We start from the raw sequence: 15,901 nt of genomic DNA on the forward strand, positions 1-15,901 counted from the left end.
AAACAACCGTGAAGTCGAGGAAGAGCGCGCTGGCCGCTGTCGTGTGCGCGGCGATGGTGCTGAGCGGATGCGGCGGCAAAAGCGATCCCGGGCCACTTTCCGCCATGGTCAGTCCGGCCATTCCGCCCGCCGCTCAGGAGATCCCCAACCCGTTGCGCGGCCAATACGAAGAGGGCATGAATCCGCTTTTCCCGCAAGGGAATTCCGCGCAGCGGTACGCGGCGTGGCCCGCGTCGTACGACGCGAGTTTGCGGGTCTCGTGGCGGCAGCTGCAGCCCGTCGACCCGCACACGCTTCCCCCCGACGCCCCCGACGACCGCAAGTTCGACTTCAGCGCGATCGACGACGCGCTGACGAAACTCGGCAGCCGCAACATGCGGCTGATCCTGGGCGTGTACGCGTACAAATCCTGTTGCAACGATTCCTATCCGGGCAACACCAACATCGCGATTCCGGACTGGATCCGTTCGGCGGCAACCAGCTATCCCGCGCCGCCGAACGGTTCCGCACCCGGAGTCACGCAGGTGGTGCCGAATTGGAACGACGGCGACTACCTCAACAATTTCGGCCAGCTGCTCGCCGCGCTCGGCCGGCGCTACGACGGCGACGAGCGGCTCAGCGTCTTCGAGTTCTCCGGGTACGGCGATTTCGGTGAGAACAGCATCGCGTACTTGCGGGACGCGCTCGGCGCGCCGGGGCCCACGCCGGACGACAGCCAGCCGAAGTTGGGTTATTACAGTCAGTTTCGCGATCAGACCATCACCAAGGCGTCCATCGCGCAGCTGGTGGACGCGAACGTGCGCGCGTTCCCGCATACCCAATTGGTGACCACCGCCGAGAATCCGGAAATCGTCCGCGAGTTGTTCGCCGACGACGTGACGAAGAAGCTGTCCGCTCCGGTCGGCGTCCGCGCGGATTGCCTCGGCGTGCAGTCGCCCCTGCCGGAATGGGCCGAGTCCAGCGACTCGCACTATGTGCGGTTCAACGACGCGGCCGTCAACGCGATCAAGCAGCGGCTCACCTCGGCGCTGGTGATCAGCCAGTGGTGCCGGCTGCCGCAGGGCGCCGACCCGCGGTCCTACTACGAGAAGGCCCTGCACGACGTCGTCAGGTATCACGTCTCGATGACGTCGAGCGCGAATTTCCCGGACCGGGATGCGACGTCGGCGATGGATCCCAAGCTGTATCTGCTGTGGGCCAAGGCGAACACCGCCGCCGGTTACCGATATTCGGTGGAGGCCAAGCCGGGATCGCAGTCCATTGCCGGTAAGGCCGCTTCCATCTCGGTTGTCTGGACCAACTACGGTTCCGCGGCGGCCACCGAACAGTGGACGCCGGGATACAAGCTGGTCGATTTCTCCGGAGCTGTGGTCCGCACCATCGCCGGGACGGTCAATCTCAAGTCGCTGGTCCACGACGACTCCAGCCCGTCACGCGAGGAGGCCGTCCCGGAGTCGACGACGGAGTCGGTGCGCGTCGACGTCACAGGCCTGGCGCCCGGACACTACACATTGCGGGCGTCCGTGGAATGGCAGCAGCACAAGCCGGGCGCTTCGCACGTGGTGAACTACGCGCCGATGGCGCTGGCCCGCGACGGCCGCGACGGTTCCGGCCTGTATCCGATCGCGACACTGGACATCGCCAGCGACGCGGCGGCCAACGGCCAATGACGCGCAGCGGCGCCGGGCCGCAAGTTGCTCGTTAGCCCGGCTCCGGCGGCGCCTGCGTGATACGTTCTGCTCACCAATACCCATCCTGACCTGCCCGGGTCCGGATAGCCCCGTCGAACGAACCAGAGGGCCCCGCCGATGCGCATGGGCGCGCGGTCGACGGGATTCGCCAGCACAACATCCCCCGATCGGGCAACCGTCGAAGGGATGCACGCCCGTATCGGAGGAGACCGTGCCGCGCAGTCTGGACTTGGTCGTCACCTCCGTCGCCACGCAGCTGATGGAGGCGACCGCGGCCACGGCCAACCTGGTCAGCGAGAAGGTGCTCGCGCAGCTGGTCGAGCAGTTCGACGTGGACGCCAGCTTCTTGCGGCATCTCGACCCGCACACCCGAGCGTCGACGCTGGTCGCCGAGTGGCCGCCGCGAACCGACGCCTCCGACCCGGATCCGACGGCCTTCGCCCAGCTCGACATCGCGGAGTCGGTGCTCGCGCAGTGCAAGGAGGGGCGCAAGCCGGTGGTGATCCGGCCGGCCCAATCCAAACGCTTTTTCCGCCGCCCGATGGGCGGGGGCAAAGTGGCCGCCTCACCGTCGGTGGCCGCCGCCCCGCTGGTCTCGGGCGAGACAACCACCGGCCTGCTCGGCTTCGTCAAATTCGGCGCCCGCAAGTGGGAGCAAGAGGAAATCAACACGCTCGAGGCCGTCGCCGCGCTGTTCGCGCAGCTGCAAGCCCGCATCGCCGCCGAAGACAAGCTCCGCTATCTCGCCGAGCACGACGATCTGACCGGGCTGTTCAACCGTCGCGCCCTGGTCGCGCACCTGACCGAACGGCTGATGACCGGGCGGCCCGGACCCGTCGCGGTCCTCTATCTCGACCTCGACCGGCTCAAGCCGATCAACGACTACCTCGGTCACACCGCGGGTGACTGGTTCATCAGGGTCTTCGCGCAGCGCATCAAAATCTGCGCTCCCAGCTGCACGATCGCCCGGCTGGGCGGGGACGAGTTCGTCGTCGTGCCCGACCAGCCGATGTCGGACGAGGACGCGGAGTCGTTCGCCCGCAGGCTCTCGGTCATGCTGTGCGAGCGCCTGGCCATCGGCGGCCACGTGATCAGCCGCACCGTCAGCATCGGGCTGGCGGTCGGGTTTCCGGGACGGGACAACTGCACCGACCTGCTCCGCCGCGCCGACGAAGCCGTGCTGACGGCCAAGCGCGGCGGCGGCAACCAGATCGCGGTGTCCACCGATGACATGTCGCTCAAGCGCGCGTTCCGCAACGACATCGAGCTGCACCTGCAGGGCGACATCGGCAGCGAAGCGCTGCTGCTGCACTACCTCCCGGAGGTTGACCTGTCGACCGGCGCCATCGTCGGCGCCGAGGCGCTGGTGCGCTGGCGCCACCCAATCTGGGGGTTGCTGCTGCCGGATTCGTTCATCGGAATCGCCGAATCGACCAACCTGGCGATGGAATTGGGCCGCTGGGTGATGCGCACCGCCTGCGCCGACTTCAGTCGCTGGCAGGCGAACGGGGTCGGCCGGGGGACCGTCATGCGAATCAACGTGTCGCCGCTGCAGCTCATCACCCGGGGGTTCGTGCGCGATGTCGCCAACACCATCGACGAGTTCGGCCTCGACGCCGCCTCGGTGTGTCTGGAGATCACCGAGCGTGCCGTGGTGCACGACATCGACACCACGCGAAAGACGTTGGCGGAGCTCAAGGAAATCGGCGTCCAGCTGGCCATTGACGACTTCGGTACCGGCTACGCGGTGTTGTCGCATCTCAAATCCCTGCCCGTCGACATGCTCAAGATCGACACCGGGTTCGTGCGGGACTTGGGTAACAACGCCGGGGATCTGGCGATCGTGCGCGCCATCATCGGGCTGGCCGAGGCGTTCGGCCTGGACGTGGTGGCCGAGGGAGTCGAAACACCCGTCGCGGCAATGACTTTGATTCAGCACGGGTGTCGTCGGGCGCAGGGTTTCCTGTTATCGCGCCCCGTTCCCGCGGATGCGATGGAGGCTCTGCTGTCCGCGCGCTGGCTGGCGTTGCCGTTTTTGACCGGCCGCAAGGCGCTGCCGACGGGCGCCGTCTAGCGTCGCGCCGGCGAAGCCGGTGCGGCCTACCGCTCACCCTTCCTGCGGGATGAAGACGAAGTTGTTGACATAGACCCCGCGAGGCGCCCAGTCGTTCTCCCGGTCGCCGGCGTTGGACGGGTCCTGGTGCTCGCCCGGGTCGAAATCGTCGATCGGCCGCCGAACGCCATCGAGGTCGAAATACCCGGAGTAGCCGAACTGGCGTAACAACTCAGTGATCTCGGCAACCGCGTTGGGGTAATGGCGTTGCTCGGCTTCCACCATGATCGCGGGCCGGTCACGCGCGAGTGTGCCTGTGGCGCCGCGCAATACGGCGAGTTCGTGGCCCTCGACGTCGATTTTGATCATGCCGATGTCTTGCAGCTTTAAGTCGTCGAGCCGCTTGATGGGGACGTCGATGCTGCGAATCCCGCCGTTGTCGACGTCGCTCAAGACATTGGTGGTGTCGATCGTGCTGCGGCCCGGCTCGGATTCGACGACTCTCATCGTGCCGACGCCGGCAGTGTCAGACAGCGCGATCGCCTCCACCCGCACGGGAACGCCGGCGGCGCCGAACATCGCGGCCAGATCGCGAGCTTGCGCCGGCCGGGGTTCGAACGCGATCACCGACCGCGACGACGCCAGCATGGCGATCGTGAATTGCCCGACGTCGGCGCCGATGTCCAGCGAGATCCGGTTCGGGTCGCACAACGAAACCGCCAACTGGATGTCCGCCCGGCTTTCCCCAAGGCGTTGCAGGATGCGGTATTTCCGGCGCCAGAAGAAACGTGGCGCCAGTGCCCTCACCGCCGGCGAAAGCCGACGTGCGGCCGATCGAACCAAAGGCATCGTGCGGTCTCCTGAGCGATTCCCGGAGGGATCAGCCTAGTGGATCGCGCGACCGATATGAGTGGCCATGCCGGGCGGTGCCCGGAGGCAACCCGCCGGCGCCGGCCGCCACTCAACAACGGCCGGGATATGCGCCGAAGATGTGCATGATTGACCGATGATGTGGGGCAGCGTTGCATCGTTGCCGATTTCATGTGGTGCGCTTCGGGTGGAGGGCGCCAGCGACCGGAGAGGTGTCAGTCCTTGAAGCTGATGGAGGGCCCACGTTCGGTGTGCGGAATGACGACCTCGCCGACGTCCGTGTTCGCCAACGCGGCGCGGACATTGAGGAAGACCGCGCTGTTCGTCGCCGTCTGCGCGACGCTCTTGCTGAGCGGGTGTGGTGGTCGCGGAATCCCCGAGATCGTGACCGCGATAATCAGTCCCGCGATACCGCTGGCCGTCCAGGACGTACAGAATCCGCTCCGCGGCCAATACGAAGATCTCCTGATCCCGTTGTTCCCACAAGCCAATCCCGCCCAGCAGCGGTACCCGGCCTGGCCCGCGTCGGACGACGCCAGCCTGCGGGTCACTTGGCGGCAGCTGCAGCCCGCGGACCCCAGCACGCTGCCCCCCGACGCCTCCGACGACCAGAAATACGACTTCAGCGTGATCGATGACGCGCTGAACAAGTTGGCCGGCAGGAACATGCGGATGACCCTTCGCATCGTTGCCTACCACTCCTGTTGTGACACGGTGTTTCCGAACAACACGAACATCGCGATCCCAGAGTGGATGCGTTCGGCCGCCAACGAGTACCCCGGGCCGGAACGGGTTTGGTGGACGCCCGGGGTGACGCAGGTGGTCCCGAAGTGGAACGACCCCAGATACCTCGACGCTTTCGGGCAAATGCTCGCCGCGCTCGGGCGACGGTACGACGGCGACGAGCGGCTCAGCGTGTTCGAGTTCTCCGGCTACGGGGATTGGAGCGAGAACCACATCGCGTATTTGCGCGACAAGCTGGGCGCTCCCGGTCCTTCGGCCGACGAAAGTATGTCGAAGCTGGGCTATTACAGCCAGTTCCGTGATCAGAGCATCACGATCGCGTCGATCCGGCAACTGGTGGCGGCGACGGTGAACGCGTTTCCGCGGACGCAGTTGATCACGACACTGCTGAATCCGGAGATCGTGCGCGAACTGCTATCGGATGAGGTCACGAAGAAATTGGCCGCACCGGTGGGGGTGCGGGCCGACTGCCTGGGCGTGATCGCGCCGTTGCCCGGGTGGGTCGAATTGGACGGCTCGCGGTATGTGCAGCAGAAGGATCCGGTCATCGCCCAACTGAAAGCCAGGCTGCTCACCGCACCGGTTATCACCGAATGGTGCCTGTTGCCGGACGGCACCTCGCCGCAGTCCTACTACCAGAAGGCCTTGCACGACGTCATCAAGTATCACGTCGCGATGACGTCGAGTTGCGACTTCGCGGACGCGGAATCGTCGACCCCGATGGACCCGTCGCTGTATCTGGTGTGGGCGCAAGCGAACGTCGCCGCCGGCTATCGGTACTCGGTCGAAGCGCGCCCGACCCCGCAACCGATACACGACGGTGTGGCGACGCTCGCCGTGACGTGGACCAACTACGGTTCGGCCGCCGCGATCGAGAAATGGGCCCCCCGCTATCAACTGGTGAATTTCTCGGGCGCCGTGGTCCGCACGCTTCCGACGACGGTCAACCTGAAAAACCTGGTCCACACCGACGCCGGCGGCAACCCCGGCAACGAACCGGTCCCGGCGTCGTCTACCGAGTCCGTCACGCTCGACCTCGCCGGGTTGGCGCCCGGAAATTACACGTTGCGGGCATCGGTGGAATGGCAGCAGCACAAGCCGGACCCATCGCACGTGGTGAACTACCCGCCCATGCAGCTGGCGCGCAACGGACGTGACGGTTCGGGCGGCTACCCACTGGCGACGGTCAACATATCGCGCGATGTGCTGACCGCCGGCCCCCGACCGTGAAAGAGCGCCTAGACCGGTCACCGCCGGGGTTTTTGCGTGTCGGGACGGCCTTCCAAATCGCTTTTCGGGCAAATGCCGCATGACGATGCTTCAATAATGTTCAATGTTTTTGCCCATCCGATAACAGACCGGATGGATGCTTTCGCGCCGTAGAGCTTTCAGAAAGGCCGTTGGTCGATGGATTTCCGTACCTTTGTCCGGATTCTCGTCGCGCACTGGAAGCTGGCGGCGGCAGCGGTGCTGGCGTGTACGGTCGGCGCGGCGGCCATCACGGCGTTGCAGACCAAGCACTACCAGTCGTCCACCACGGTCCTGATCTCGTTCTCCGGCGCGACCGACCTCACCGAGCTGTACAACGGCACGCTCACGGCGCAGGAACGGCTGTCGTCCTACGCCCAGATCGCCGGCGGCCGGACGGTGGCCGACCGCGCGATCAAACAGCTTCAGCTACCGATCACCGCCGACGACCTGCTGACCCAAACCCAGGTGAAGTACACCGCGAAGTCGCAGCTGTTCACCATCACCGTCAAAGACACCGAGCCGAGACGAGCGGCGGCGCTGGCGGGAGCGATGGCCGACCAATTCGCCGCGATCATCCCCACGCTGGGCTCAGTTTCGCGTCTGGACGCCCCCAACGCGGGCCCCCGACCCGAAACCACGGACGCGCCGACGCCGCCTGGGCAGCCCCGGGAAACCCCGGGCGTGCAAGAGCAGAACGGAAAGCCGTTGCCGGTGGCGCGGGCGCGGGTGGTAGAGCCGGCCCAGGTGCCCGATCACCCGGTGACCCCGGCGCCGGTACGCAACATGGCGATGGGCCTGGTCGCCGGCCTGCTTCTCGGCATGGCCGTGGCGCTCACCCGCGAGGCGAGCGATCGCACCGTGCGGACCCGCGAAAAGCTGGAACAGCTGTCGGGCCTACCGACGCTCGGCGAGTTGCCGCGACGGCGGGGCGGCGCTCCGCGCTTCGGCACCGACGTCACGTTCGACGACGCCGTGCGGGACATGCGAACCCGGGTGCGCAGGGCGATCGGCCCCGACGGTCGCCGGATCCTGGTGGCGTCCCCGTTCGGCGGCGAGGGAACGACGACGACCGTCCTCAACCTGTCCCGCGCGTTCGCCGAAGTCGGTGACGACGTGCTGGTGATCGAGGGCGACACCCGCCGTCCGGTGATCGCCAGTTCGCTGAAGGTCGAATCGGGAGAGGGCTTGGCCAACGCGCTGGCGAACCCCGAGATCGCGGCCGAAGCCGTGAAACCGACACCCTTCCCGAGGCTGTTCGTCCTGGCGGCACGCGCGACCCGCCGGGAGACCTTGCCCTGCTCCGCGTACCCGCCGGAAGTGCTCGACGGCTTGCTGGGCGAGTTGTCGTCACGATTCGACCGGATCGTGGTCGACGGACCGCCGGTGCTGGCGACGGCCGACGCGGTCTTGCTCTCCGGCGCCGTTCAGGCAACGGTGCTGGTGGTCCGGGCGGGACGCACGACGACCGACGAACTGAAGGACGCGCTGGCGACTCTGCGCTCGGCCAACGCGGTGGTCGTGGGCACGGTGCTGACCGACGCGAGGCTGTCGCTACACCGCCGGGCCGCCGCCCAGGCCTACCGGACGAAGGCCAGTCCCTCGACGTGATCTACTACCTGCGCAGTCGGCATCGCCTGGCCATGAGCGCAGCTTCGCTGGCGCTGTTCCTGTTCGGATGTTTCGTGTTCGGTGTGCTCTCGGTGCGACTCACCACCGAGGGCATCATGCTGATCGCCGCCACCTTCTGCCTGGTCGTCTACTGGGTGAGACCCGAGGCGATGGTATGGGTGGCGTTGGTGGGGGCGTTCGCGGCGCTTCCCCAAGGCCTGCACGTCGGCAAGGTCGTCGGCCCCGCGGTCATCTACCTGTACCTGCTGGCGGCGATCCTGGCGATCGGCTACCTGATCCCGATCGTGAAACCGAAGTTCTCCGATTTCTGGTTGCCGGCCCTGTTCCTGATCGTCCTCGTGATGTCGACCGCGGCCGGATTCGAGAACGGGCATGACGCCACCATCGTGCTGCGCGAGTCACTGTCCATGCTCGAGATCATCGTGGGCTTCGTGCTGGCCATGTTGGTGGTGTACGGCGACTACATCAAGTGGTCGATCCGCGTCACCGCAGGCATCCTCTGGTTTTCCGCGGGCATGGCGGTCGTGAGTTCGCTGCATGCCATCCGGCTGGCAGGCAGGGCCGAAAGTTTGGGGGCGGTGACCGGCGCCGACCAGGCTGTCCGGATCATCCTGACCACCCAATCCCCGGCCACCGCGACGCTGAGCGCGCTCGTGGCCGCCGCCATCATCGGCTGCCTGAGACCCGCCACGCTGCTGACCCTCGGCCCACCCGCGCTGATCATTTCGCTGCTGTCGTTCTCCCGCAACACGCTCATCGCGATGGGGGTGGCGGCAGGGGTGGCTCTGTTGATCAGCCTGAGCGTCCCAACCCTGCGCCGGACCGCCGTCGTTGTCGCGATCTTCGCGGCGGTGATCGCGGTGTCGGTGCCGGGACTGCTGTTCTTGCTGCACGGTTCGCAGGCCGGCGCGTGGCTCGCCGACCAGCTCACCGCATTCAACGAGCGGGTGCTCGGCGGCGTTTCGTCGAGCGCGCTCGCCGTGGACGAATCGGCGCTGGAGAGGGTGCGGGAGAACTCCCTGTTGAACCGCTCGATCGCTCAGGCGCCCGTCTTCGGCCATGGCCTGGGTTACGCGTATCAGCCGCCGAAAGGTGAAGACGAGTTCTCCGCGAAGTTCTATCCCGCCTACTCGCACAACTTCTATCTGTGGTGGCTGGCGAAAGCGGGTGCGGTCGGCATGACGGCGTTCGTCGTCTTCGCGCTGATCCCGTTGATCAAAGCGGTGCGCTGCCGGACCGCGGCGGCGAAAGTGAGCGTGGCGGTCAGCGCGGGCCTCCTCGCGATATCGGTCGTGTGGCCGTTGCCGGAGATGCCATCGGATGCCTTCGCGCTGGGCATCGCGCTAGGTGCGGCGATGGGGTTCGCCAACCAGCGCGACAGGCAGCGCGACGCCAACCCCCCGGTCAGCCCCGACGCTGCCGTGTTCGCGGCGCCATCCGGAGCCCGCTGAAGTGCGCACCTCGAGCAGCCGACCGGTGTACTTTGACGCCGTGGCCAATCACTTTGGGAGTTAGCCGAATGCGCAATGTCCTTCTGTTCGACCACCCCCGCCACGCGCCGCTGTGCGCTTCCATTTCCGGGCTGCGATGATCTCCGTCATTCATGTCGGGCCGGGCATTTACAGCTTTGGCGGGACGCAGACCGTGATTCGAGTCATCCGTGACCACAAGATGGGCGCGGACGACATCCGCGTCCTGTCGACGTGGGAAGGGCGGCACCACGCGAAGAACTTCCTGCTGACCGCGCGCGCGGCGGCCGTGCTGGCCCGCGCACCGCGCACGACCATCGTGCACTTCCACATCTCAGACGGCGGGGCGTGGCTGCGCGAAGGACCGCTGATTCGACTGGCCAAGGCGCGGGGCTTGCGGATTGTCGCGACGCTGCAGGGCGCCGACGTCGCCCGCGAAGCCCTTCGGCACCGCCGCTATATCGGTGCCACGCTGCGCCGCGTTGACCACCTGATCGTGTTCTCGGAGGACGCGCGGGCCACTGTTGCCGAGCTGGCCCCCCGAGTACCGAGCACCATCTCGGTGAACCCGGCGCCGATCGACTGGGACGCGCCAGGGGCCAGCACGACACCGCCGGTCGCCCTCTTCGCCGGGACGATCGGGCTGCGCAAGGGGGTCGACACGCTCGCCGCGGCGTGGCAGCTGCTGCTCGACGAGGGCATCGAAGGCCAGTGCCGGGTGGTCGGGCCCATCGACGACTACACGCCTCCGCGACTGGAGCGCTTCTCGGTGGAACCCGCGGTGCATCCGGACGCGATTCCCGAGTTGATCCGGTCCGCGCGGGTGGTGGTGCTGCCGTCGCGCGCCGAGGCGATGCCGCTGATCGTGACGGAGGCCCTCGCCGGCGCCCGCCCCGCCGTCGCGACACCCGTCTCCGGCACGCCGGGCATCGTTCCTGACCCGAAAATGCTTGTCCCCGTTGATGATCCACCCGCTTTGGCGGCGGCGATCGGTCGTTACCTCCGCGATCCGGAGCTGGCGGAGCGCGACGGGCTCAAGGGGCAGGCGCACATCGCGGCGACGCGCAGCCCGGAGGTGATCGGCGCCGAGCTTCGCCGGATCTACGAGAGCCTCGGCGTTGGAGCAAGTTGAGCTCAGCGGGCCGGCGCTGAAGGTCAGCGCGATCGGTTTCGGCTGCGGGGGTTTGATGCAGGCGCCGTTCCGCAAGGAGCGGATGGCCGTGCTGGCCAGCGCGGTCGAGCACGGCATCACGCACTTCGACACCGCGCGGATGTACGGCCTCGGCATGGCGGAGTCCGAACTGGGGGTGTTCCTGCGCACCGTGAATCGCGAATCGGTGACGGTGGCGACGAAGTTCGGCATCGACGTCGGCGGGGCGGCCCGGCGTCTCGGCCGCTTCCAGGCGCCTGCGCGCGCGGTGCTGCGCAGAGCGCCGGCGCTGCGACGCGCGGTCAAGCGGCAACAGGAACCGGACCTCACCCCCCGGCGCTACGACGCGGCGGTCGCGACCCGGAGCCTGGACCAGAGCCTGGCGGCGCTGGGCGTCGACTACGTCGACGTCTTGTTCGTGCACGGCCCAAGGCCTTTCGACACCGTCGCGAGCCATGAACTCGGCGAGTTCTTCGAAAAGGCTCACCGGCAGGGCAAGATTCGCGCCTGGGGTGTGTCCCAGGACGAGGGTTTCGAGGTGGATTTCGCCGGTGCATTCGCACCGCGGGGCGTCAGCCAGGTCCGCGGTGATCTTCTCGATCCGCCGCCCCGCCCCGCCGACTTCGGGTATGGCGTCTTCAACCGGCCGTACACCGCGCTTTCGACTGCGTTGCGGGCCGACACACGGCTGGCGCGACGTTGGTCCGAAACGCTCCAAGCCGACCCGCTGGCCCCCGGCGTGTTGCCGAGGCTGATCCTCGCGTCGGCGGCCACGGCCACGGGTTGTCGCGCGATTCTCTACAGCAGCACCGACCCGCGGCGGGTTGCCGACGCGGCGGAAGCCGTCTCGTCGCCGCCGGACCCGGGGCTCGTGACGCGTTTTCTCGCTCTTGCCCAGCAGTTCCGACGGGGCCCCGCCGCGTGATCCGCGGTCCGGCGCAGTTCGCTCCCGATACGACGCTCCGAACCGATGTCGTGGTGGTCGGGGCGGGCCCGATTGGTATCGCGACCGCGCTGGAGCTCGCGGCTGCGGGCGTCGAGGTGGCGTTGATCGAAAGTGGTCTGGAGCGTACGGACCGCGCGGCCCAGGAGCTGGCGACGTTCGACTCGCGCCAGGACGACTACTTCCATTCGCGCAGCGAGGTCACCGTTCGCCGCCAAGTGGGTGGAACCTCGGCGCTGTGGGGCGGACGATGTGTCAAGTTCGACGCCATCGACTTCGAGGATCGGCCCATCACCGCGCAGTCGCCCTGGCCGATCGGGTTCGACGATGTCGAGCCGTATCTGCAACGGGCCTGCGACTGGGCGGGATGCGGGCAGGCGGTCTTCAATGCGCGCGACATCCCGGAGTTGGCGCAGCGGGATTTGGTCGTGGGGCTTCCCGACGAGCAGGTGCGCACCACCGATCTCGAACGCTGGTCGTTGCCAACACGTTTCGGGCGCGAATACCGCGCCGAGTTGCGCAACACCCCTGGCCTGACGGTGTGGACCGGCCTGACGTGCACCGAGGTGGTGACCACCGAAGCAGGTGACGCCGTCGACCATCTCGTCGTCAAGACGCTGAATGGACGCGAGGGCAGAGTCGTCGCGGCGGACTACATCATTGCCACCGGTGGCCTGGAGGCCACCCGCCTGCTGCTCGCGTCGAATCGTCATCATCCCGCCGGGCTGGGCAACGCGGGCGGCCACCTCGGGCGCTGGTACATGTCGCACGTCGAGGCCAGGGTCGCGCGCGTACACTTCGCACGCGACGACGTCATCTACGAACACGAGCGGGACCGCGAGGGCGTCTACGTCCGCCGCCGCTTCACCTTCACTCCACGGCTGCAACGTGAGCTCGGAATGCCGAACGCCGCTGTCTGGATGGTAAATCCGCCGATCAGCGATCCGGCGCACGGCAGCGGAATCCTCTCGGGCGTCTACCTGACGTTGATCTCCCCGCTGGGGCGTTTCCTGCTGGCGGCGGCCATCCGCGAGGCCCACACCAAGACCGCGGGCCCGCCGCGCGTCGCCGCGCACCTACGCAACATCATCCGAGACCTGTTCGGATCCATCCGATTCGCGGTCCGGTTCTCCTACGCGCGGTTCCTGCGCCGGGGCCGCAAGGCGCCGGGCTTTTTCGTCAAGGGGTCGGGCAATCGGTACTTACTGCACTACCACGGAGAGCATCTTCCGCACTGGGACAGCCGCATCGAGCTGACCGACGAACGCGACGCCCTCGGCATGCGCCGGATACGCACCCACATGTGTTTCTCCGACGCCGACTACGAAAGTGTGCGCAAGGCAATCGGTCTCATCGACCAGCACCTGCGCCGCCACGGCGTCGGGCACGTGGAGTGGCTCGCCGACGACGTCGAGGCCTCGGTGCACGATTTCATGCACGGTTACGCCGGCTTTCATCAGGCCGGCACAACTCGGATGTCTGCGACCGCAGACGGCGGCGTCGTGAACCCGGACCTTGAGGTGCACGGGGTGCGCAGGCTGTACGTCGCGAGCACCTCGGTCCTGCCGACATCGAGCCAGGCCAACCCGACGCTGCTGGGGATAGCGCTGGGTGTGCGGCTTGCGGAGCGGCTCATCGGTGCCCGATCGGCGCGGCCCGAGGTCTCCGACGGCTGAGGCACGTCGGTTCGCGCCGCCCACGGTTGGTCTTTCGCGGCTGAGTCCCTCTATCGCCCATCTCATTTCCGGACAACGGAAACGGGGGCCGTAGCGGGGTGGGGTTACTTGACGACCTCGAACAGCCAGTGATGACCGCGCGCCGTGGCCAGCGGGCGGAACTCCCGTGGCGAACGGGCCATGAGTTCCTTGAATGCCCGCATCTCATGATCGCGGTCGGGGAACTCGTCGAAGTAGATCAGCGAACCGGGCTGGAGCAACGGCTCCGCCCAATTCAGCACCGTGGCGGCGCTGGAGTAGACGTCGCAGTCGACGTTGATAATCAACTGGTCGTGCTCGGGGACGTCGAACTTTGGGAGGCTGTCGTCAAACCAGCCGACGACGAACGAAACGCGGGCATCGTCGATCTTCGGCGGCTCGCCGCCGACGTCGAAGTGGCCGGCTCCCAGGCCGGGCCGCCAGTCCTGCGGCAGGCCCTCGAAGCTGTCGAAGCCGACCAGCCGCGCTTGAGGATGCCGGAGGTGCTGCGACCACCACCGCATCGAGCCGCCCTCGAACACACCGAATTCGAGGTACAGGGGATTCTGCCCCCGGACCTTGGCCAGCGCCCGGTCGAATAAGGCAAATTGGTCGGCGACGACATCGACCGTTTGATTCGGAAAATCGTGCGCCAGCCAATGACCGAGCTCGAGGTAGCTGAGCACCGAACGCAGATTCGCCAGCCGGCCGGACGTCACTCGGCGGCCGGCCTTCATCAGCGATAAGCGAACTTTGGTTTTTGCGGTGCCGCCGACGCGATGACCCAGGTTTTGCAGAATCCCTCGGGTTGCCGCAAATGGCGTCCGGCCGCGCTCGGCATCCGCTTCAGGCACGCACAACACCCTATCCGACCTGGGCTGTCGCCAAAAACCCATTTGGACAAAGATTCCCGCTGTCGAGAGCCGGTGATGTGCGCTCGGGTCGGCCGCCGAATTCGGTCGGTGGCAAGGTTGGAGAATCGGAGAAATAGAATGGCTTGATCGTTGACGAAGCTAGATGAAAAGTGCGCGTGGGCCGCTGGCATGCGGGACTATTGGGCGATCGTCGGGAAGCGAAGGTGTGGTCGTGAAGATCTCGGTCATCGGATGCGGGTACGTCGGCCTCGTCACGGGCGCTTGCCTGGCCGACAGCGGCAACGACGTGGTGTGCGTCGACATCGACCAGGCGAAGGTGGACGAGCTTCTGGCCGGGGGTGTGCCGATCTATGAGCCCGGCTTGTCCGAGTTGATCGCCAGGAACCGGGAGAACGGGTCCATCGATTTCACCACCGACCGGCGGCGCGCGATCGAACACGGTGACGTGATCTTCGTCGCCGTCGCGACGCCGATGAGCGAGAACGGCGAGGCCGACCTGTCCTACGTCCACGCGGCGGCCGATGACATCGGGACATACCTGGATCGCTACAAGGTCATCGTCGACAAGTCGACCGTCCCCGTGGGCACCGCCGACCAGGTCCGCGAGATCATCGCCGCCAAGACCTCGCAGGAGTTCGACGTCGTATCGAATCCCGAGTTCCTCAAGGAGGGCACCGCGGTCACCGACTTCATGAAGCCCGACCGCGTGGTCATCGGCAGTGACTCCAAGCGGGCAGTGGAAATCATGCGCGAGGTCTACGAGCCATACCTACGCACATTCCATCCGCTGATCGTCATGGACATCAAGAGCGCCGAGGTGACCAAGTATGCGGCGAATTGTTTTCTCGCCACCAAGATTTCGTTCATCAACGAGATCTCGAACTTGTGTGAGACGGCCGGTGCGGACATTTCGGCCGTGCGGGAGGCCCTCGGTGCGGACCGCCGCATCGGTTACGAATTCCTGTTCCCCGGGGTCGGATACGGTGGCTCGTGCCTGCCCAAGGACGTCCAGGCATTGATACACACCGCCGCGGGCATGGGGTTTGAGATGCGCCTGCTGCGTGCGGTGGACGAGGTCAACACGGAGCAGAAGGCCACCTTGGTCTCCAAGATCGTCACTCACTTCGGTCACGGTCGGCCCGCGGCCGATCTGACCGGATTGCGGATCGGGCTCTGGGGCCTCAGCTTCAAGCCCCAGACCGACGACATACGCGAAGCGCCGTCCCTGGTCGTCGCCCGCAAGTTGATCGAGATGGGCGCGAGCGTGCGGGCTTTCGATCCGGAGGCAACCGCGCGAGCCAAAGAGGAGCTGGGCGATTCGATCGAATACGCGGGGAACATGTACGAGGCGGTCGAGGGAGCCGACGCGCTCGTCCTGGTCACCGAGTGGAAGCAATTCCAGCGGCCGTCGTGGCAGCGCGTCAAGTCGGTGATGCGGAGCCACGTCGTCTTCGACGGTCGAAACATCTACGACCCGAAGCGGTTGCGGGCCGAGGGTTTCGAGTACTACGGCATGGGCCGCCACTAGGCTG

11 protein-coding genes are annotated in these 15,901 nt (G+C 66.7%); 9 read left to right on the forward strand and 2 right to left on the reverse strand.

The genetic code is table 11. The features are described from left to right. Positions 1-53: 53 nt before the first annotated feature. Together A5681_RS20420 and A5681_RS20425 are read left to right on the forward strand one after the other, a co-directional pair. Positions 54-1,670, forward strand: coding sequence for a hypothetical protein (locus A5681_RS20420; protein WP_231996381.1), 1,617 nt, complete (start codon positions 54-56; stop codon positions 1,668-1,670). Positions 1,671-1,902: 232 nt separating this feature from the next. Beyond that, positions 1,903-3,765, forward strand: a complete 1,863-nt coding sequence (locus A5681_RS20425; protein ID WP_067279356.1) for a putative bifunctional diguanylate cyclase/phosphodiesterase — start codon at positions 1,903-1,905, stop codon at positions 3,763-3,765. Between the two features lie 33 nt (positions 3,766-3,798). Here A5681_RS20425 and A5681_RS20430 read toward each other — a convergent pair whose 3' ends face one another. Next, positions 3,799-4,593 (reverse strand): FkbM family methyltransferase, encoded by a 795-nt coding sequence (locus A5681_RS20430; RefSeq protein ID WP_067279359.1) that lies wholly within the window; start codon positions 4,591-4,593, stop codon positions 3,799-3,801. Positions 4,594-4,872: 279 nt separating this feature from the next. Here A5681_RS20430 and A5681_RS20435 point away from each other — a divergent pair, with 279 nt between their 5' ends. From A5681_RS20435 to A5681_RS20460, 6 genes are all read left to right on the forward strand, one after another. Continuing rightward, the gene (locus A5681_RS20435) at positions 4,873-6,588 is read left to right on the forward strand and encodes a hypothetical protein (RefSeq protein WP_231996380.1); all 1,716 of its coding nucleotides are present in this window, start codon (positions 4,873-4,875) and stop codon (positions 6,586-6,588) included. Between the two features lie 177 nt (positions 6,589-6,765). Then, positions 6,766-8,217, forward strand: a complete 1,452-nt coding sequence (locus tag A5681_RS20440) for a polysaccharide biosynthesis tyrosine autokinase (RefSeq protein WP_067279362.1) — start codon at positions 6,766-6,768, stop codon at positions 8,215-8,217. Positions 8,218-8,249: 32 nt separating this feature from the next. After that, positions 8,250-9,689 (forward strand): O-antigen ligase family protein, encoded by a 1,440-nt coding sequence (locus A5681_RS20445; protein WP_197498664.1) that lies wholly within the window; start codon positions 8,250-8,252, stop codon positions 9,687-9,689. A gap of 136 nt (positions 9,690-9,825) precedes the next feature. Continuing rightward, the gene (locus A5681_RS20450; RefSeq protein ID WP_067279522.1) at positions 9,826-10,839 is read left to right on the forward strand and encodes a glycosyltransferase family 4 protein; all 1,014 of its coding nucleotides are present in this window, start codon (positions 9,826-9,828) and stop codon (positions 10,837-10,839) included. A gap of 16 nt (positions 10,840-10,855) precedes the next feature. Beyond that, positions 10,856-11,782, forward strand: a complete 927-nt coding sequence (locus A5681_RS20455) for an aldo/keto reductase (protein ID WP_067279525.1) — start codon at positions 10,856-10,858, stop codon at positions 11,780-11,782. Continuing rightward, the gene (locus A5681_RS20460) at positions 11,779-13,476 is read left to right on the forward strand and encodes a GMC oxidoreductase (RefSeq protein WP_067279369.1); all 1,698 of its coding nucleotides are present in this window, start codon (positions 11,779-11,781) and stop codon (positions 13,474-13,476) included. Before A5681_RS20455 ends, A5681_RS20460 begins: the two co-directional genes overlap by 4 nt. Before the next feature lie 104 nt (positions 13,477-13,580). Here the strand turns inward: A5681_RS20460 and A5681_RS20465 are convergent, their stop codons facing one another. After that, a complete protein-coding gene (locus A5681_RS20465) occupies positions 13,581-14,231 on the reverse strand; it encodes a class I SAM-dependent methyltransferase (protein WP_067279372.1) in 651 nt (216 codons plus the stop codon). 349 nt (positions 14,232-14,580) lie between these two features. Here A5681_RS20465 and A5681_RS20470 point away from each other — a divergent pair, with 349 nt between their 5' ends. After that, entirely contained in the window at positions 14,581-15,897 is a 1,317-nt protein-coding gene (locus A5681_RS20470; protein WP_067279532.1) for a UDP-glucose dehydrogenase family protein, read from the forward strand. Positions 15,898-15,901: the final 4 nt, after the last annotated feature.

The sequence above is a fragment of the Mycobacterium scrofulaceum genome, assembly GCF_001667885.1.
Classification (GTDB): domain Bacteria; phylum Actinomycetota; class Actinomycetes; order Mycobacteriales; family Mycobacteriaceae; genus Mycobacterium; species Mycobacterium scrofulaceum_C.